The sequence below is a fragment of the Streptomyces sp. C1-1 genome, assembly GCF_050214755.1.
GTDB lineage: Bacteria > Actinomycetota > Actinomycetes > Streptomycetales > Streptomycetaceae > Streptomyces.
The window spans coordinates 1077098-1095821 of record NZ_CP189826.1 but is presented as its reverse complement, the minus strand read 5'-3'; the positions used below and the strand labels follow the sequence as shown (position 1 = coordinate 1095821).

Genomic DNA, 18724 nt, shown 5'->3' with positions numbered 1-18724 from the left:
GGGGTACTCATGCTACCGTCGTTGATATACCCCCAGGGGTAAATCTTCACCGGAAGGGAGTACCTCGTGTTCTTCGTCGACACGATCGAGGTCGCCGGGCTCGGCAACCGCAGCTATCTCGCGGGGGGTGAGCGGACCGCGGTGGCGGTGGACCCACCCCGCGACATCGACCGGGTGATCGCGGCGGCGGCCCGGCGCGGGGTGCGGATCTCGCACGTGGTCGAGACGCACGTGCACAACGACTACGTCACCGGCGGCCTCGAGCTGGCCCGGCTCGTCGGAGCCGCCTACCTGGTGCCCGCCGCGGCCCGCGTCTCCTTCGAACGGGTGCCGGTGGGCGACGGCGACCGTACCGAGATCGACGCGGAGGCGGGCCTGGTCCTGCGCGCGCTGGCCACGCCCGGACACACCCCGCACCACACCTCCTACGTACTGGAGGAGAACGGCGCGGCGATCGCCGTGTTCACCGGTGGTTCGCTCCTGATCGGCACCGTCGGCCGCCCCGACCTGGTCGAGCCCCGGCTGACCGAGGACCTGGCCCGCGCCCAGCACGCATCCGCCCACCGCCTGGCCGCCGAGCTGCCCGACGAGACGGCCGTACTGCCCACCCACGGCTTCGGCAGCTTCTGCTCGTCCACGCAGTCCGCGGGCGGCGACACGACCATCGGCAAGGAGAAGGTGTCCAACGAGGCCCTGACCCGGGACGTGGACGTCTTCGTCGCCGACCTGCTGGCGGGCCTGGACGACGTCCCCGCCTACTACACCCACATGGGACCGGCCAACGCCGCCGGTCCGGCGCCGGTCGATCTGACCCCGCCGGAGACGGCCGACGCCGAGCAGATCGCCGCCCGGCTGGCCGCGGGGGAGTGGGTGGTGGATCTGCGCAACCGGGTCGCCTTCGCCCAAGGGCACGTCGCCGGCTCGTTCAACTTCGAGGCCGAGGGGCAGCTCGCCACCTATCTGGCCTGGCTGATCCCCTGGGGCAAGCCGGTCACCCTGCTCGCCGAGTCGCCCGAGCAGCTCGCCGCCGCACAGCGCGAGCTGGTGCGGGTGGGCATCGACCGTCCGGCGGCCGCGGCCACGGGCGGACCGGCCGATTGGCTGCGCGAGGGCGAAGCCCCGGCCGCCTTCGCGCGGGGCACCTTCGCCGACCTGGCCGGACGGTCCGCGGACGGCGTGGTCGTCGTCGACGTGCGCCGGACGTCGGAGCGGTCCGAAGGGTACGTCGAGGGCTCGGTGCACATCCCGATCCACACACTGCCCCGCCGCCTCGACGAGATCCCCGACGGCGAGGTGTGGGTGCACTGCGCCGGCGGCATGCGCGCCGCCGTCGCGGCCTCCCTGCTGGACGCCGCCGGCCGGGACGTCGTCGCGGTGGACGACTCCTTCGACGCGGCCGGCAAGGCGGGACTCGCCGTCCGGACCCCCTGACGCCGTACGGCGTACCGAACTTCCGAACGACACGCGAGAACAGGAGCCAGAAACCGAGATGAGCATCCTCCGACGGGAACGGTCCGGTCCGGGCCGGGTGAATGTGCAGGTGGCGGCCGCACGCACCGGTCACGGCGAGGGCGACGGCGGCGCCGACGCCGTACTGCTGGACGTACGGGAACCGTACGAGTGGCAGGCCGGGCACGCGCCGGGAGCCGTGCATCTGTCACTGTCCGCGCTGGCCGCCGGCGCGGGACTGCCCGCCCGCGCGCAGGCACAGCCCCTCGTCGTGATCTGCCGCTCCGGCAACCGTTCCCGGCAGGCCGCGGAACTGCTCGTGGCCCGCGGCTCGCAGGCCGTCGACGTGATCGGCGGGATGCGGGACTGGGCCGCGGCGGGGCTGCCGGTGGTGGACGCCCGCGGCGGCAACGGCACGATAGCGTGAGCGCGGTCATACTCGCCCTGGCCGCAGGAGCCGTGATCGGCCTGGCGCTCGGCGCGCTCGGCGGCGGCGGAAGCGTCCTCGCCGTCCCCGCGCTGATCTACCTGCTGGGCTTCAGTCCGGTCGGGGCGACGACCGCGAGCCTGGTCATCGTCACCCTCACCTCGGTGACCGCGCTCGTCGCGCACGCCCGTGACGGCCATGTGCGCTGGCGTACGGGGCTGCTGTTCGCGGCGGCCGGGATCGGCCCGGCGATGCTGGGCGGCGCGCTCGCCGGCAGTGTTCCGGCGGCCGTACTGACCTCGGCCTTCGCCGTGGTCGCGGGGGTGGCCGCCGTGCGCATGCTGCGCTCCCGGCCGGCCGCGGCGGGCACAGTGACCGTGCGTCCCGGGCGGGCCGCGGCGGCCGGTGCCGGCCTCGGCGCGGTCACCGGCGTCCTCGGCGTCGGCGGTGGCTTCCTCGCCGTCCCGGCGCTGGTGGGGGTGCTCGGGATGCGGATGCGGAACGCGGTGGGCACCAGCCTGCTGGTCATCACCGTCAACTCGCTGGCCGCGCTGTCGATGCGCGCCGGCACGGTCGAGACCCTCGACTGGACGGTCGTCGGGCCGTTCGTCGCGGCCGCCGTCCTCGGTGCCTGGGACGGCAAGCGGCTGTCCGCGAAGGTCTCCGGGCACACGCTCCAACGGATCTTCGCGGTGGTGCTGCTGGCCGTGGCGGCCTTCATGCTCGTCGACGCGCTGCGGTGAGCGACCGCGCGGCGAGCGCCCTCAGGCCAGGGACAGGAACAGCTTCTCCAGGCGGGCGCGCATCGCCTCCGGGTCCTCGCCGTTCTTGCGCCCGGACTCCATGTCCGTCAGGCACTGCTGCAGCCCCGTGGCGATGATCGCGAAACCGGCGCGGTCCAGCGCGCGTGACGCGGCGGCGAGCTGCGTGACGACCTCCTCGCAGTCACGGCCTTCCTCGATCATCCGGATCACCCCGGAGATCTGACCCTGTGCGCGGCGCAGCCGGTTCAGCACGGCCTTGAGATCCGCGCCCTCGAGTTCTAGTTCCACGATCACTCCTTGAAATACCCCTAGGGGTACTGTACGTCCCGGTTCGGGACGGCGTCGACCATTAAGGATCACACCTGTCATGACCCACCCCTCCTCCCCCCTCTCCCTCCACCCCGAGCAGGCCCGCACCCGGCTGCAGGAGCTCACCGTCATCGATGTGCGCACGCCCGCCGAGTACGCCTCCGGTCACCTCCCGGGGGCGGTGAACATCCCGCTGGACCACGTCCGGCGGGCGCTGCCGGAGATACGGCACGTCGCCGAGCGCGGTGACGTCCTCGTCGTGTGCGCCTCCGGGGCCCGCTCCGAGAACGCCTGCAAGCTGCTGGCCGAGGAGGGCATCGCCACGGCGACCCTCGCCGGCGGCACCGGTGCCTGGGCGGCCGAGGGGCACGACCTGCACACGCCGGCGGCCTGCGCGACCCGCTCCGCCTGGAGCATGGAGCGCCAGGTGCGCTTCACCGTCGGCACGCTGGTCCTCCTCGGCCTCGCCCTGGGGGTGCTCGTGCATCCGGCCCTCCTGCTGATTTCGGCCGGCATGGCGGGCGGCCTGGTCTTCTCCGCCCTCACCAACACGTGCGGCATGGCGGTCGTGCTCGGCAAGCTGCCGCACAACCGCCCGCGCGCGGCCGATCTGGACGCCGCCCTCACTGTTCTGCGCACCCGCTGAAGCCACGATCCGGGGCACCCGTGCGGCCGGCGCGGGTGCCCCGGCCGTAGCGGGTCGTTGATACCGGTCGGGGTATTCAGTCGGGGCAACCGGCTCCGGGCCGGGTTTGTTCCACGCAGGCGGGCGGCAGCGGGAACCAGCGCATCCGCTCGAAGTCGGCGGGCAGTCCGGTCGGACCGGCGTCGAGAGGGCCGGGGCGAGCGGCCAGCGTCTCGCGGGCGCGGTCGAGCTGGCCGGCCAGTGCCTCCTCACCCAGTCGCGGGCGGCGGACGGCCGGGGCGGTGATCAGCCCGTCGGCGCCGAAGCGCACGTCCGTCAGCCGCAGCGGAGGTTCGGCGGGTCCGTTGTGGTGGCGCCACTGCCCGGTGTGCGCGTCGAAGCGGTAGTCGGGCAGGAGCCGGTGGCCGTGCGTGGCGATCAGGTCGACCGAGTCGACGAGGTAGTCGCGGACGGTGTCGCTGATGAAGTAGTTGAAGTTCAGGCGTATCCAGCCGGGCTTGATGCCGTCGCAGCCGTGCACGACCTCGTCGCGCAGGGCGTGGGAGGTGACGGCGTCGATGGCCAGCAGGCGGTGGCCGTAGGGGCCCGCGCAGGAGCAGCCGCCGCGGGCCTGGATGCCGAAGAGGTCGTTGAGCAGGGCGGCGACGTAGTGGTGGTGCAGATAGGACTGTTCGCCGTGGCGGATGCGGAAGGAGACGATGGACAGCCGCCGGGCGTGGTGGTCGCCGAGGATCTCGATGCCGGGGTTGCGGTCCCAGCGGGCGAGGGCGTGCCGCCAGTGCCGTTCCTCGGCGGCCTGGATGGTGTCGGTGCCGACCGCCTGCTTGAGGGCGAAGACCAGACCGGCCCGGACGGACTCGACGATCGCCGGGGTGCCGCCCTCCTCCCGGGCGACGGGGTCGTCGAGGTAGCGGTGGCCGAGGGGGTCGACGAAGGAGACCGTGCCACCGCCGGGCACGGTGGGCACCCGGTTGCGCACCAGCTCACGGCGCACGACGAGCACTCCCGGGGTCTGCGGGCCGCCGACGAACTTGTGCGGCGACATGAACAGCGCGTCCTTGTGGTCCCCGGCCCCCGGTGTGCTCTCGGCCGTCCGGATGGGGATGTACGGCGCAGCCGCCGCGTAGTCCCAGAAGGACAGGGCGCCGTGCGCGTGCAGCAGGGCGGCGACGCGGTCGGTGTCGGTGAGGATGCCGGTGACGTTGGACGCGGCGGAGAAGCTGCCGATCAGCAGCGGTCGGTCGGCGTGCCGCCGCAGCTCCGCCTCCAGCCGGCCGAGGTCGATGTGGCCGTCGGTATCCGCGTCGATCACCACGACGTCGGCGGCCGACTCGCGCCACGGCAGTTCGTTGGAGTGGTGCTCGTACGGGCCGACGAAGACCACCGGACGCCTGTGCGGCTCCGGCGTGTCGGGGCGGCACAGCCCAAGGATGCCGACCAGCTTGTTGACCGCGGCGGTCGCGCCGGAACCGCAGAAGATCACCAGGTCGTCGGCCGTGCCGCCGACCGCGTCACGGATGATCCGGCGGGCGTCCTCGCGCAGCCGGGTCGTCTGCAGGCCGGTGCTGGAGCTCTCCGTGTGGGTGTTGCCGTAGCGCGGCAGCACCTGTTCGCGGATGAAGTCCTCGACGAAGTCCAGCGAGCGGCCGGACGCGGTGTAGTCGGCGTAGACGATGAGTTTCGGGCCGTAGGGCCCCTCCAGCACCTCGTCGTCGCCGATGAGGCCGGCCCTGATCCGTTCGACCAGCGTCGGCGCGGCCGGTGCGAACAGATCCGTGCCGACGGTCAGCGGGGTGATGTCGCTCATCGTCGGGTCCCTTCGCCGGTGCCGGCCACTGCCCCCCCATACCCTGGAGGGTATTTTCTCACAGTCGGCCGGTCGGCGCCCGGTGCCGGGACGCTCTTGGCCGGAGGGCGACCATGAGTTCCGCGCGGGTGTCAGTCGCGCACGGCGCGTACGAGCGCGTCGAGGGCCGTGCGGCCGACTCCCTCGGCGTCGGTCACCGGCCGGGCGACCGTCTCGGCCCGCACGATGTCGGCCGACGGCCGCCACAGGTCGGCGACCTGCTCCGGCGTGTACAGCACCCCCGGGTCCTGCGGGCCGCCGTGGCCGCGCGCCGCATTGGCCGCGTCGTGGCCTACCAGCAGGAGTGTTCCGCCCGCGCGGACACAGGTGGCGGCCCGGGACAGCACCCCGGCCATCCGAGGCCACGGCAGGTGGAGATAGGAGATCAGGACGAGGTCGTACGTCGCCGGCGGTGCCGTCCAGGCCGTGAGGTCGGCCCGGACGGTGCGCAGCCGCACACCGCGGTCGGCGGCCAGCCGCTCCGCCTTCTCGAGCGCGACGGCGGAGAAATCCACGGCGTCGACCTCCCAGCCCCGTTCCGCCAGCCAGACCGCGTTACGGCCCTCGCCGGCGGCGAGGTCGACCGCCCGCCCGGACGGTCGCAGATCGCGCAGCTCCTCCTCGACGAACCGGTTGGGCTCGGCCCGCCACACCAGTTCGCTGCCCCGATACCGCTGGTCCCAGTCCGCTGCGTCCACCGTGGGCACCTCGTTCCTCGGTCGGTGTGGAAGCCTCGCTCCCACTGTCGCCGCTACAGGGCCGGTCGCGGCGGATTCACACGTCGGCCGGTGCCGGCAGGGCGAGCCAGGCGCCGTAGCCGCCGAGCAGGTCGGAGACGTCGGTGCGGCCCGCGTGGCGCAGCAGGCTGGCGGCGATGGCGGAGCGGTGGCCTCCGGCGCAGTGCACGACCAAGGGACGGTCGGCCGGGATCTCCTCGATACGGCGGGCGAGTTCGGCCAGCGGGATGTGCGCGGAGCCCTCGATGAAGCCCTCTTCGCGCTCGGCGGTGTTGCGCACGTCCAGGACCAGCGGGGGCTCGGCCCCGGCGAGCGCGGAGCGCAGCTCGTCCGCGGTGAGGCGACTGGCCTGCGCCATTTCCTGGGCCAGCGCCGGGAAGGCGCCCTCGGGCTCCCGCAGATAGCCGCCGACCTTGTCGAAGCCGATCCGCGCCAGCCGGGTGACGATCTCCTCCTCCCGGTCCTGCGGCGCGACGACCACGACGTCCTGCTCGGGTGCGACGACCATGCCGGCCTGCTCGGCGAAGCGGCCGTCGGCGGGCACGTTGACCGAGCCGCGCAGGTGGCCGGCCGCGAAGTCCTGCGGGGAGCGGGCGTCGAGGACGACCGCGCCCTCCGCACGGCGTCGCATGAACTCCTCGACGGACAACGGCAGGGGCGCGGCCGCCGCGTCGAACAGGCCGTGCTCCTTGCGGTTGAGGATGGCGTCGTAGACGAAGTAGGCGGGCGCGGAGGGCTGCCCCGCGGTCACCAGCTCCACGAACTTCTCCTCGCTCATGGGCCGGCAGGCGTAGTTGGTGACGCGCTGCTCGCCGATGGTGGACTGGCGCTGGGTGGAGAGGTTCTTGCCGCAGGCGGAGCCCGCGCCGTGGGCGGGGAAGACCCGTACCGCGTCCGGCAGGTCCATCAGCTTGTGCTGGATGGTGTCGTAGAGCATCCTGCCGAGTTCGTCGGCGGTCACGCCGATGGAGGCCAGCAGGTCGGGCCGTCCGACGTCGCCGATGAACAGCGCGTCGCCCGTGAGCACCCCGTAGGGCACCGCGTCGTCGGCGTGCTCGCGGACCAGGACGCTGATCGACTCGGGGGTGTGACCGGGCGTTTCGAGGATCTGCAGCTGCACGTCGCCGAGGCTGATGCGCTCGCCGTCGGTCAGCTTGCGGATGGGGTACTCGGCCTCGGCGCGCTGTCCGTAGCCGATCCAGGCGCCGGTGCGGTCGGCGAGTTCGAGGTGGCCGGCGAGGAAGTCGGCGTGAAAGTGGGTGTTGATGACGGCCTCGATGGTGAAACCGTGGGCGGCGGCGTCGGTGAGGTACTCGGAGACGTCGCGGCGCGGATCGACGACGACGGCCTTGCCGGTGGTCTCGTCGGCGATCATGTACGACGCCTGGGAGAGGCAGTCGAGGTAGTACTGGGCGAAGAACATGGTCGGGTGACCTCCGTGAGGATGGGGTGTTGATACCCCAGGGGGTATTCGAGGAGTCCGTTTCAGAGTCGGCCGGTGAGCATGCCGTGCCAGTAGACCGGCGGCAGTCCGTACCGTTTGAACAGCCACATGGTGCGTCGTTCCTTGAAGGGGTCGAGCAGCGGGAACGTCGGGGTGGGCTTGAGGTCGTAGTCGAACTCGGCGAGCAGCATCCGGTCCCGGGCCGTCACCAGCGGGCAGGACGTGTAGCCGTCGTAACGGTGGGACGGGGAACGGCCGTTCATGACGTCCACCAGGTTGTCGGCCACCACCGGGGCCTGCTTGCGCACGGCCGCGCCGGTCTTGGAGGTCGGCAGGTTGGCCACGTCGCCCAGGGCGAAGACGTTGCCGTGGACCGGGTGTCGGAGGGTGTGCTTGTCGGCGGCGACGAAGCCCTGCGGGCTGGCGGGGTCGGCGAGCGGGCTCTCCTTGACCCAGTCGGGCGCGCTCTGCGGCGGCACGGCGTGCAGGAAGTCGTAGCCGAGGGTCTCCTTCGTGCCGTTCGCGTGGTCGGTGACGGTGAGTTCGCGGGCGTCGCCGTCGACGGCCGTCATCTCGGAGCGCAGCCGCACCTCGATGCCGTAGCGGGCGGCGACCTTCTCCAGGACCTGCGACCAGGCGGGCACCTTGAACATCGCGGGGTCGGGGATGACGAGGACGACACGGATGTCGTCGAGGACCTTGTGCCGACGCCAGTGGTCGGCTGCCAGGTAGGCGATCTTCTGCGGGGCGCCGCCGCACTTCAGCGGGGTGGCCGGGTGGGTGAAGACGGCCGTGCCGGACCGCATCCGCTTGATGAGGTCCCAGGTGCGCGGGGCGTACTCGGGCGCGTAGTTGCTGCTGACCACGTCGTGGCCGACCGCTTCGGCCAGGCCCGGCACGCCGTTCCAGTCGAGCTGGATGCCGGGCGCCATGACCAGGTACTCGTAGCTCAGGTCGTCGCCGCCGGACAGCCTTACCGTGCGGGCCTCGGCGTCCACGGCGAGGGCGCGGCGGCGGATCCAGCGGACGCCGTCGGGTATGACGGAGCCCTCGGGGCGCCGGGTGCCGCTCAGCGGGGCCTGGCCGCCGCCGACGAGGGTCCACAGTGGTTGGTACCAGTGGGTGTCGGACGGTTCGATCAGGGTGATGTCGGTGACTCCGGCGCGCCTGAGGCGGGCCGCGACGCTGATCCCGGCGCTGCCTCCGCCGATGACGGCGACGCGGTGACGGCCGTCGAGCGGTGCGTCGGAGGGAGAGGGGGTGGCGGCCAAGGCGGTGCTCCTTTCCGGTTGGCCGGTGGTGCGGGTTCGGGTCGGGTGTCAGGCCGCGCGCTCGGCGGGGCCGACGGCGATCGGGCGGCCGCCGCGGGCCCAGGCGCCGGTGCCGCCGGCCACGGAGTAGGCGTCGATGCCGCGGGAGGTCATCCAGTCGACGGCGCTCTTGCTGCGGTTGCCGCTGGCGCAGATGACGAACACCGGGCGATCGGCGGGCAGTTCACCGCACCGGCCGGGCACGGTCCGCAGCGGCATCAGGCGGGCGCCCGGGACGTGCCCGGCCGCGTACTCGTCGGGCTCTCGTACGTCGATCACGAGCCCGCCGTCGGTCCACGCGGCCGCCAGCTCGTCGACTGTTGCTTCACGGGCCATGTCGTTGCCTCCTCAAATACCCCCGGGGGTGTCTTGTCGCGAGGGTACGGGGCCTCCGGGTGGAGCGTCAAATACCCCTGGGGGTATTTGCCCGCGAGGCAACTCGCCGCTCGGCGGAGGGTCCTCGCAGGAGCCGTGATCCGCTCCGGGGCGCGGCCCTGGGCAGCCGAAGAGTCATCCGCGTCCCGCCGTCCGGGCCGGAGGCCGCGGCGACGGTGCCGCCGTGAGCGGTGACGAGCTCCTTGACGACGGTGCGGAACGGCACGGGCCCTCCCGCGGAGCCGAGGAGCCGGCATGTTCACCGACCCCGCCGTCCAGGCCGCCTACGACCGGCTCCTGAAGCAGGGGCAGAACAGCCTGTCCGGAGGGTCGAGGGCGACGACATCACCGCACTGACCGAGGCCCTGCCGGGACTCACCGCCCCGGACGCGCGCCAGGTGTACACCCACCTGCTCGCCGCCTCGGAGCAGCACAAGGAGGCCTTCGGCCACTGGATCGCCGGCGAGTGAATCAGGAGGGGGTGTCCAGGCTGAGCTGGGCGCGGTGGAAGTCGAAGTGCCGGGTGGGATACCGGTAGACGTCTTCGAGCGTCATGGTGTCCGCGAAGAACGGGTCCCACCGCACGGGGAAGTGCATCGTCCGCGCCAACTCCGTGTCCCGTTCGGCATCCAGGCGCCGGGAGAGGGCCGCGACAGTGCGATCGAACTTCGCGCCCATGCGGCGGTGGTCGTACACCCGGGCACCGCCCACGGCTCCCCAGTAGTTGATCACGTCGAACGGGCGCGTCGAAGCGTTCAGCAGGCGCGCCCAGGCACGGCTCGCGCCCGGCGGAAGGCGGCCGAACAGCCGTACAAGGGGCAGCAGGGCCAGTACGACGATGTAGCCGAACAGCATGTGGTAGAGCAACTGCTCATTGGTCCAACGGGTTCCGTTGCTGCGGCGGCGCAGGTCCTCGTCGCTCGCCGAGTCCAGTAGTGCGTGGAAGGCCGCACCGGCCTCCCGGAGTTCCGCGCGCACGACGTTCCGGTCCATGGGGCCTCCCGGTCAGGTGGGATCAGCCGAGTCGACGGGCAGTTCGGCCAGTCGCCATTCCAGCATGCCGTCGTCCATGCGGATCGCTCGCCGTCCGTGGTCGGTGAGCAGTCGTACGGCGTCGTGGGCCAGCACGCAGTACTCGCCCCGGCAGTACACGACGATCTCCGAGTCCTCGGGCAACTCGGTGATGCGGTCGCCCAGTTCGCCGACCGGGATGGAACGCGCGCCGGGAATGTGTCCGGCGAGGTACTCCTCGAACGGCCGCACGTCCAGCAGCACCACCTCTCCCGCCGTCACGCGGGCGCGCAACTCCTCGCGGCCGATCTCCCCGGCCCCGTCTCCGCGCAGGTAGGCGTCCCGGGCGGCGGGCACGGCGGGCTGGTGGCGCTCGGCGACCTTGCGCAGCAGCGCGAAGAGGCGGGCCACGTCGTCCCCGGCCAGCCGGTAGTGGATGCGTACGCCCTCGCGTCGGGTGGCGACGAATCCGGCCTGCTTGAGGGTCTGCAGATGCGCCGAGGCCGTCGTGAGATTCAGCCCGGCCGCCTTCGCCAGGGCGTCGACGGTGCGCTCGCCCTGGGCCAGCAGGTCGAGCAGCTCCAGACGCTTTCCGCTGGCCAGCGCCTTGCCGCTGACCGCGAACGCGTCGTAGAGCCGTGCCTTCGAACCCGCCGTCGTAGTGTCCGCCATCAGTATCCTCCATCATTCCATGGAATAGTGTAGATGAGGCCGGAGCGTCGGCTGCTTCGCCACACCGCCCCTGACGGACCCTGGAGGACTGCCGTGAGCCTGGCCGCGACCAGCACCGTACGCCTCGGGCTGGGCGAGAACCGGCTGCAGTTCACCCTGCTCGTCATCGTCAACGTCTGCGTCGGCGGGCTGGTCGGGCTGGAGCGCACCACCGTTCCCCTGATCGGCGCCCGCACCTTCGGGCTGACCAGCGACCTGGCGGTCTTCTCCTTCATCATCGCCTTCGGTCTCACCAAGGCCCTGACGAACCTGGCCGCCGGCGCGCTGACGGCCCGCTACCGCCGCAAGCAACTGCTGGTGGCCGGCTGGCTCCTCGGCGTCCCCGTCCCCTTCGCGCTCGCCTGGGCGCCCTCCTGGGGATGGATCGTCGCCGCCAACGTGCTGCTCGGCGTCAACCAGGGCCTGACCTGGTCGATGACCGTCAACATGAAGATCGACCTCGTCGGCCCGGCCCGCCGTGGCCTCGCCACCGGCCTCAACGAGGCCGCCGGGTACACCGCCGTCGGTGCCACCGCCCTGTTCACCGGCTACCTCGCCACCGCCCATGGGCTGCGCCCGGCCCCCGAACTCATCGGCGTCGTCTTCGTCGCCGCGGGACTGGCCCTCTCGCTCGTCGTCCGCGACACCGCCGCCCACGTCGCGCTCGAACTCGCCCAGCACACCCAGCCGCCGCCCACCCGCCAGGACACCGGCCTGAGGGCCACCTTCGCGCACACCTCCTGGCACGACCGTTCTCTGCGCGGAGCCAGCCAGGCCGGACTGGTCAACAACCTCAACGACGGACTGACCTGGGGTGTCTTCCCCCTGCTGTTCACCGACCACGGCCTCGGAATCGCGGCCGTCGGACTGATCAAGGGCCTCTACCCCATCCTCTGGGGCCTGGGGCAGATCCCCACCGGCCACCTCGCCGACCGCATAGGCCGCAAACCGCTCATCGTCACCGGCATGTTCGTGCAGGCCGGCGGCTTCGTGCTCGCCCTCGTCCTGCTGTCGCGTCCACTGGCGGCCGGCCTGCTGTCCGCCGTCGCCCTCGGCCTGGGGACCGCCATGGTCTACCCGGCCCTCATCGCCTCCGTCTCCGACCACGCCCACCCCAGCCGGCGGGCCAACGCGCTGGGCACCTACCGCTTCTGGCGCGACATCGGCTACGCCGCCGGCGCCTTGGTCGCCGGCGTCCTCGCCGACTCCTTCGGCCTGAACGCGACCGTCGTCGCGGCCGCCGTCCTCACCGCCGCCTCCGGTCTGCTCGCCGCCGGCTGGATCACCGAGCGGCACGTGGACGGGCCACGGTAGGCTGCGCCCCCTGCGCGAGGCGGTGTGGAATGGACGTCCTGGGAGTCGACGCCTGCGGTAAGCAGGGCTGGGTCGGGATCACGCTCACCGACGGCGCCTACGCGGGCAGTCTGGTGGACATCCGGCTCGACTCGCTGATCGAGCGCGCCACCGGAGCAGGCGTGATCGCGGTGGACATGCCGCTCGGCCTCGTCGAGAAGGGCTGGCGCGCCGCGGACCTCGCGGCCAGGGCCCTGCTCGGTGTGCGGCGCGGCAGCGTCTTCCTCATCGCGCCGCGGCCGGCCTGGCAGGAGCGGGAGTACGCGGCGGCCGCGGATCGGTGTCAGGAGCTCACCGGCAGCCGGCTCAGCCGTCAGGCGTGGGCGCTGGCCCCGAAGCTGCTCGAGGCCCGGGCGTGCCGGCTGGCCGACCGGCGGCTCCACGAGGTGCACCCCGAGCTGTCCTTCCGGACGCTCGCGGGCGGGGTGCCGCTGACCCATCCGAAGAAGACCTGGCGTGGTCAGCACCTGCGCCGCACCTTGCTGGCCGAGGCCGGGATCGTGCTGCCGGACGCGCTGGGCGAGGCGGACCGCGTTCCCGCCGACGACGTCCTCGACGCCGCCGTGGCCGCCTGGTCGGCGCACCGGATCGCCCGGGGCACCGCCGGCCGGGTTCCCGAGGTGCCCGAACCGGACGCGGAAGGCCGCGCCGTCGAGATCCGGTTCTGACCGGCTGCCGTACGGCGGACGACCGGGCGGCCGTCGGCGGGTGGCGCCGGTCGGCCGCCGTGGTGGCCGATCGGCCCTATGACGGCGGGGCCCGCCGGGTGAGTCTGAAAGTGGAGACGCTTCCATGTCTGGAGGTGGGAACCATGACGACGAGCCGTCTGGTGGTCGTGGGCGTGGACGGTTCGGCCTCGAGCCTCGCCGCGGTCGACGCGGCGGCCCGCGAGGCCCGGTCGCGCGAGGCCGATCTGCGGGTGGTGCACGCCTTCCTGTGGCCCGCGACCCACGTACCCCTGGGGCCGCCCGAGGGCGGTGTCCGGAAGATGGTCGAACACCTCGTGGCCGAGGCGGTGGAGCGGGCGAACAAGGCGGCACCGGAAGTCGAGGTCAGCCATGTCGTGGTGACCGGTGAACCGCTGACCGTTCTGGAGGCCCAGTCGAGGGCCGCCGAACTGGTGGTGGTCGGGTCCCGAGGGATGGGCGGGTTCGTCGGACTGCTGGTGGGATCGACGGCGGTGCACCTGGTGGCGCACGGCCGCTGCCCCGTGCTGGTGGTGCGCGAACGGCCGAGCGCCGACGGGCCGATCGTGCTGGGCGTGGACGGCTCGCCCGCGAATGAGCGGGCGGTGGACTTCGCCTTCGCCGAGGCGACGCTGCGCGGCACCGGCCTGACGGCGGTGCACGCCTGGACCACCTGGAACGCGCCGCTGCCTCCGCCGCCGGACGCCGCCATGCCGTACGCGAACCCGCCGGGCACGCTGGCCGCCGAGGAGGAGCGCCTGCTGTTCGAGGCCCTCGCCGGACACCGGGAACGGTATCCGGAGGTGGCCGTGGAGCATCGGGTGGTGCACGGCAGGACGCGCGAGACGCTGATCGAGGCCAGCCGGTCCGCCCAGCTGATGGTGGTCGGTGCCCGCGGCCGCGACGGCTTCGCGGGCCTGCTGCTGGGCTCCGTCAGCCAGGCGCTGCTGCATCACGCGCACTGCCCGGTCGCGGTGGTACGGGGAGACGACACGCACCACTGACGCCGGGAGGCTCGGGTCGGCCGGACACGCCGAAGGGGGCCGACCGGTCCCCGTGGCGGTCGGATGGCCCCTGCCCGCCGGCGGCGGCCGCGTCGAAGCTGGGAGGCGGAAGCTGGGAGCGACCGCTCTCCGGTGGTCCTTCGGGACGGGAGCGCGCCATGAGTGATCCGGTGGTCGTCGGAGTGGACGGTTCCGTCTCCGGCCTCAACGCGGTCGCGGTGGCGGCCCGTGAGGCCCACCTCCGGGATGCGCCCCTGCGGATCGTGCACGCCTGCGGCCCCCCTCCGCCGTACCTCCCACCCGGCGCGGCGCCCTGGCCCCCGTTCGATCCCTTGCTTGAGCCGACGGTGCAAGGGGTGCTGACCCGGGCCGAGGAACGGGCGTCCGAGGCGGCGCCGGACATCGACGTCTTCCTGTCGGTGGTGGCCGCCGAGACGCTCGAGGTGCTGGAGGTCGAGTCCCGCTCGGCGGCGCTGGCGGTGGTCGGCGGCCGGGGCCGGTCCGCCTTCGCCGGGCTGCTGCTCGGCTCGACGGCGGCGCAACTGGCCGCTCACGGCCGCTGTCCGCTGATGGTGGTCCGCGGCCGCCCCGCCCCCGCCGGCCCGGTGCTGCTGGCCGTGGACGGCTCCCCGGCGGGGGAGGCGGCGGTGGAGTTCGCCTTCACGGAGGCGGCGCTGCGCGACGCACCGCTGGTGGCCCTGCACGTGTGGAACACCTGGAGTGCGCGCACCCACGAAAGCCCCGGTGCCCCGCCGATCGCCGTCGTGTCGGACGTCGACCACCTCCGCGAAGCCGAGCAGCGCCTGCTGGACGAGACGGTCGCACACCGCCGTGAGAACCGGCCGACGATCGACGTCGAGCGGCGCCTGGTGCGCTCCCGGATCCGCCCCGCCCTCATCGACGCCAGCCGGGGCGCCCAGCTGATGGTGGTCGGGGCCCGGGGCCGTGGCGGCTTCACCGGCCTGCTCCTCGGCTCCGTCGGCCAGGCCCTCCTGCACCACGCCCACTGCCCCGTCACCGTCGTCCGAGGCAAGGAGTGACCATGCCCCAGCAGGCACCGTCCACGCCGGCGCTCCACGAGCCCCTCGCCGAACCGGTGACGGACGCTCACCGGCGGGAGGCCGACGAGGTGGCCGCCCTGCTCGGCGTGAACCCGGCCACCGGCCTGACCACGGCCGACGCCGAACACCGCGCCGGCACATGGGGCGCCAACGAACTGGCCGAACCCGCCCGCCGGCCGCAATGGCTGCGCCTGCTGGATCAGTTCCGCAGCTTCCTGATCGGCATCCTGATCGCCGCAGCCGTCGTCGCCGGGATCATCGGCGACATCAGGGACGCCGTCGTCATCGCCATCGTCCTGCTCATCAACGCAACCCTCGGCTACCTGCAGGAACGCCGCGCCGAACGCAGCCTGGAGGCCCTGCGGCAGATGCTGGTGCCCACCGCCCGGGTGCGCCGCGACGGCCGCGTGAGGGAGGTGCCCGCCCGCACCCTGGTGCCCGGCGACACGGTCCTGCTGGAAGCGGGCGACCGGGTCCCCGCCGACGGCCGTCTCGTGGTTGCCGCATCCGTCGAGGCCGCCGAGGCCGCGCTGACGGGAGAGTCCCAGCCGGTCGCCAAGACCACGGCGCCGAGCGCGGCCGACGACGGGGCCGTCCCCGTCGCGGAGCGCACCGGCATGCTCTTCATGAACACCGCGCTGACCCGGGGCCGCGCCGAGATGATCGTCACCGCCACCGGCATGCGCACCGAGGTCGGAGCCATCGCCGAGGCCCTGCGCACCGAGGGCGAACCACCCAGCCCGCTGACGGTCCAGATGGACAGTCTGGGCCGCCGCCTGGCCCTGGTCAGCGGTGTCGCCGTGGCCGCCTACGCGCTCGTCGCGCTTCTGCGCGGCGAGGACCTGGCCGACCTGGCGCTGCGCGCGGTGGCCCTGGCGGTCGCCGCGATCCCCGAGGGGCTGCCCGCCGTCATCGCCCTCACCCTGGCCCTCGGCGTCTACCGCATGGCCGGCCGCGGCGCGATCGTCAAACGCCTGGCCTCGGTCGAGGCGCTGGGCTCCGCGACCGTGGTGTGCAGCGACAAGACCGGCACTCTGACCCTGAACGAGATGACCGCCCGCGCGCTGTGGGCGGCGGGCCGCCGCTACGACGTCACCGGCGAGGGCTACGACACCGCCGGCACCGTCCGCTCCACCGGACCCGGACAGCCGGCCGAACTGCTCGACGCGGTCCGGCCGTTCGCGCTGTGCAACGACGCCCGCCTCACCCCGGACGGCCCCATCGGCGACCCCACCGAGGCGGCCCTCGTCGTACTCGCCGCCAAGACCGGCCTCGACGTCGAGGCCCTGCGCGCCCGCACCCCGCGCGACGGCGAGGTGCCCTTCGACCCCGCCGTCAAGTACATGGCCACCTTCCACACCGGCACCGACGGCCGCACCCGCGTCCACGTCAAGGGCGCCGTCGACGTCCTCCTGGACCGGTGCACCGACGTACTGACCGCGCACGGCCCCGCGCCGCTCACCGCCGAGCGCCGACGCGAGGTCACCGAGGTCGCCCGGCGGATGGGCAGCAAGGGCCTGCGGGTCCTCGCCGCCGCCACCGCCGACCACGCGGCCGCCCGGGAGGTGACGGGGCTGACCCTGACCGCGGTCGCCGGCATCGCCGACCCGCCGCGCCCGCGGGCCCGCGAGGCCGTCACCCTGGCCCGCGGCGCCGGCGTCGCCGTCAAGATGGTCACCGGCGACCATGCCGACACCGCCGCCGCCGTCGCCGGCGAACTCGGCATCACCGGTGACGTCCTCACCGGCACCGACCTGGCCCGGATGAGCGAGCAGGACCTCGCCGGCCGCATCGAGGACATCGGTGTCTTCGCCCGCGTCGCCCCCGAGCACAAGGTCGCCATCGTCCGCGCCCTGTCCCGGCGCGGCCACATCGTGGCCATGACCGGTGACGGCGTGAACGACGCCGCCGCCCTGCGCGCCGCCCACATCGGCGTCGCGATGGGCGGGACCGGCACCGACGTCGCCAAAGAGGCCGCCGACATGGTCCTCACCGACGACGACTTCTCCACCATCGTCCGCGCGGTGCGCGAGGGCCGCTCCATCTACGACAACATCGTGACCTTCGTCCGCTTCCAGCTGTCCACCAACATCGGCGCCATCATGACGCTCCTGGTCACCGTGCTGGCCGGACTGCCCGCCCCCATGTCCGCGATCCAGTTGCTGTGGATCAACATCATCATGGACGGGCCGCCCGCCATGGCCCTGGGCGTCGACCCGCCCAGGGACGACGTCATGCACCGCCCGCCCCGCGCCCCCGGCGAACGCATGCTGAACGCGCGCCGGCTGACCGCCATCACCCGCTCCGGTGCCGTCATGGCCCTCGGCACGGTCGCGGTCTTCGCCGCCGCCCGACAGCTCACCGACGAGACGACCGCCGCCACCATGGCGTTCACCACCTTCGTGCTCTACCAGCTCTGCAACGCCCTGACGGCCCGCAGCGAGGACGGCCCCGTCCTGGGCCGCCACCAACTGCACAACCGCGTCCTGTGGAGCTGCCTGGCCGTCGTCCTCGTCCTGCAGGTCGTCGCCGTACAAGTGCCGTTCGCGCACGGCGTGTTCGACACCGTCTCCCTCGATCTCGCCCAGTGGGCGATCTGCCTGGCCACCGCCTCCACCGTGCTCCTGACCGAACACCTCTGGCGCGCCGCGCGCACGCGGTTCTTCCGCCCGTCCGGCTGACCGCCGACGCGGACGGGGCGTCCTGCCGAGAGGCTCATCGGCAGGATGTCCGGGCCCAACGGCCCTTGGGACCGTATGCCGGCCGGCATAGCGTCGGTCGCGGGAGCGGGTGGCACGCGACGGCCTGAGCGAAGCGAGGTCAGGAGGTGGCCGACGTGGACACCGCAGTCGGGACGGCCGGCCGTGCGGCGACGGGTACGAGGATCGACCTGGACGGGGTGTGCCGTCGTTACCGGGTGGGGCAGACCACCGTCACCGCGCTGGACGACGTCGATCTGCACGTGGACGAGAACGCCTTCGTCGTCGTGCTGGGCCCTTCCGGATCGGGCAAGACCACACTGCTCAACCTGATGGGGGCGCTCGACGCGCCGAGCGCGGGACGGATCCGGATCGCCGGACAGGACATCACCGCCGCCGGCCCCCGTGAACTGCAGCGTTTCCGCCGTCGTACGGTGAGCTTCGTCTTCCAGAGCTTCAACCTCTTCCCCGGTCTCACCGCCCTGGAGAACGTGCAGTTCGGCGCCGACGTCGCCGGCCGACGGGACGCGGGCGGGCTCGCCGCGGACACCCTGGGGCAGGTCGGGCTCGGGGACCGCGTGCGGCACTTCCCGCACGAACTGTCCGGCGGGGAACAGCAGCGGGTCGCCATCGCGCGGGCGCTGGCCACCGGCAACCCGGTGCTGCTGGCGGACGAGCCGACGGGTGAACTGGACTTCGGGACCGGCGTGCAGATCCTGGGGCTGCTGCGGGAACAGGCCCTGGCGGGCAAGACGGTGCTGGTGGTGACGCACAACCGGGAGATCTCCCGGGTCGCCGACCGCGTGATCGAGCTCTCCAGCGGCCGCGTCGTCAGCGACGGCCCGCCGTTGGTGGGCCGCGCGGACGTCTCCGAGCTGCGCTGGTAGCGGGG

The 18724-nt window shown here is 73.0% G+C and carries 18 protein-coding genes; 10 read left to right on the top strand and 8 right to left on the bottom strand.

Annotated features, from left to right (window positions below; genetic code table 11):
- Positions 1–66 precede the first annotated feature (66 nt).
- From ACQF4J_RS04970 to ACQF4J_RS04960, 3 genes are read left to right on the top strand one after another with little or no spacing between them, the layout of a single operon-like run.
- Positions 67–1431: an MBL fold metallo-hydrolase gene (locus ACQF4J_RS04970; protein ID WP_351563808.1), complete on the top strand. Its 1365-nt coding sequence runs from the start codon at positions 67–69 to the stop codon at positions 1429–1431.
- A gap of 58 nt (positions 1432–1489) precedes the next feature.
- Positions 1490–1876: a rhodanese-like domain-containing protein gene (locus tag ACQF4J_RS04965; protein WP_351804759.1), complete on the top strand. Its 387-nt coding sequence runs from the start codon at positions 1490–1492 to the stop codon at positions 1874–1876.
- Positions 1873–2619 (top strand): sulfite exporter TauE/SafE family protein, encoded by a 747-nt coding sequence (locus tag ACQF4J_RS04960; RefSeq protein ID WP_351563804.1) that lies wholly within the window; start codon positions 1873–1875, stop codon positions 2617–2619. The genes ACQF4J_RS04965 and ACQF4J_RS04960 overlap by 4 nt, the downstream gene beginning before the upstream one ends.
- Positions 2620–2640: 21 nt before the next feature.
- On the opposite strand, the gene ACQF4J_RS04955 is transcribed toward ACQF4J_RS04960, so the two are convergent.
- Positions 2641–2928 carry a metal-sensitive transcriptional regulator gene (locus ACQF4J_RS04955; RefSeq protein ID WP_142145811.1) on the bottom strand — a complete coding sequence of 96 codons (288 nt, stop codon included), beginning with the start codon at positions 2926–2928 and terminating at the stop codon, positions 2641–2643.
- 79 nt (positions 2929–3007) lie between these two features.
- On the opposite strand from ACQF4J_RS04955, the gene ACQF4J_RS04950 reads away from it, so the two are divergent.
- Positions 3008–3595: a rhodanese-like domain-containing protein gene (locus ACQF4J_RS04950; RefSeq protein ID WP_351563802.1), complete on the top strand. Its 588-nt coding sequence runs from the start codon at positions 3008–3010 to the stop codon at positions 3593–3595.
- Positions 3596–3671: 76 nt separating this feature from the next.
- Here ACQF4J_RS04950 and ACQF4J_RS04945 read toward each other — a convergent pair whose 3' ends face one another.
- The 7 genes from ACQF4J_RS04945 to ACQF4J_RS04915 form a co-directional block, all read right to left on the bottom strand.
- Positions 3672–5402 (bottom strand): aminotransferase class V-fold PLP-dependent enzyme, encoded by a 1731-nt coding sequence (locus tag ACQF4J_RS04945; protein ID WP_427164742.1) that lies wholly within the window; start codon positions 5400–5402, stop codon positions 3672–3674.
- A 131-nt stretch (positions 5403–5533) separates the two neighbouring features.
- Positions 5534–6139: a class I SAM-dependent methyltransferase gene (locus tag ACQF4J_RS04940; RefSeq protein ID WP_427164740.1), complete on the bottom strand. Its 606-nt coding sequence runs from the start codon at positions 6137–6139 to the stop codon at positions 5534–5536.
- Between the two features lie 76 nt (positions 6140–6215).
- A complete protein-coding gene (locus ACQF4J_RS04935) occupies positions 6216–7601 on the bottom strand; it encodes an MBL fold metallo-hydrolase (protein ID WP_351563796.1) in 1386 nt (461 codons plus the stop codon).
- A gap of 62 nt (positions 7602–7663) precedes the next feature.
- The gene (locus ACQF4J_RS04930) at positions 7664–8893 is read right to left on the bottom strand and encodes an FAD-dependent oxidoreductase (protein WP_427164736.1); all 1230 of its coding nucleotides are present in this window, start codon (positions 8891–8893) and stop codon (positions 7664–7666) included.
- 48 nt (positions 8894–8941) lie between these two features.
- A complete protein-coding gene (locus tag ACQF4J_RS04925) occupies positions 8942–9268 on the bottom strand; it encodes a rhodanese-like domain-containing protein (RefSeq protein ID WP_351563793.1) in 327 nt (108 codons plus the stop codon).
- 510 nt (positions 9269–9778) lie between these two features.
- Positions 9779–10300, bottom strand: coding sequence for a DinB family protein (locus tag ACQF4J_RS04920; RefSeq protein WP_351563792.1), 522 nt, complete (start codon positions 10298–10300; stop codon positions 9779–9781).
- Positions 10301–10312: 12 nt separating this feature from the next.
- A complete protein-coding gene (locus ACQF4J_RS04915) occupies positions 10313–10990 on the bottom strand; it encodes an ArsR/SmtB family transcription factor (RefSeq protein WP_427164733.1) in 678 nt (225 codons plus the stop codon).
- 93 nt (positions 10991–11083) lie between these two features.
- Here ACQF4J_RS04915 and ACQF4J_RS04910 point away from each other — a divergent pair, with 93 nt between their 5' ends.
- The 6 genes from ACQF4J_RS04910 (at position 11084) to ACQF4J_RS04885 (ending at position 18719) form a co-directional block, all read left to right on the top strand.
- Positions 11084–12343 carry an MFS transporter gene (locus tag ACQF4J_RS04910; protein WP_427164731.1) on the top strand — a complete coding sequence of 420 codons (1260 nt, stop codon included), beginning with the start codon at positions 11084–11086 and terminating at the stop codon, positions 12341–12343.
- A gap of 29 nt (positions 12344–12372) precedes the next feature.
- Positions 12373–13050 (top strand): DUF429 domain-containing protein, encoded by a 678-nt coding sequence (locus ACQF4J_RS04905; RefSeq protein WP_351563789.1) that lies wholly within the window; start codon positions 12373–12375, stop codon positions 13048–13050.
- Between the two features lie 143 nt (positions 13051–13193).
- The gene (locus tag ACQF4J_RS04900; RefSeq protein ID WP_351563787.1) at positions 13194–14072 is read left to right on the top strand and encodes a universal stress protein; all 879 of its coding nucleotides are present in this window, start codon (positions 13194–13196) and stop codon (positions 14070–14072) included.
- A gap of 158 nt (positions 14073–14230) precedes the next feature.
- A complete protein-coding gene (locus ACQF4J_RS04895; RefSeq protein WP_427164728.1) occupies positions 14231–15112 on the top strand; it encodes a universal stress protein in 882 nt (293 codons plus the stop codon).
- 2 nt (positions 15113–15114) lie between these two features.
- On the top strand, positions 15115–17814 hold the full coding sequence (locus ACQF4J_RS04890) for a cation-translocating P-type ATPase (protein WP_427164726.1): 2700 nt from the start codon (positions 15115–15117) through the stop codon (positions 17812–17814).
- Between the two features lie 155 nt (positions 17815–17969).
- Complete coding sequence (locus ACQF4J_RS04885) at positions 17970–18719, top strand: ABC transporter ATP-binding protein (RefSeq protein ID WP_427164724.1); 750 nt, start codon at positions 17970–17972, stop codon at positions 18717–18719.
- Positions 18720–18724 lie beyond the last annotated feature (5 nt).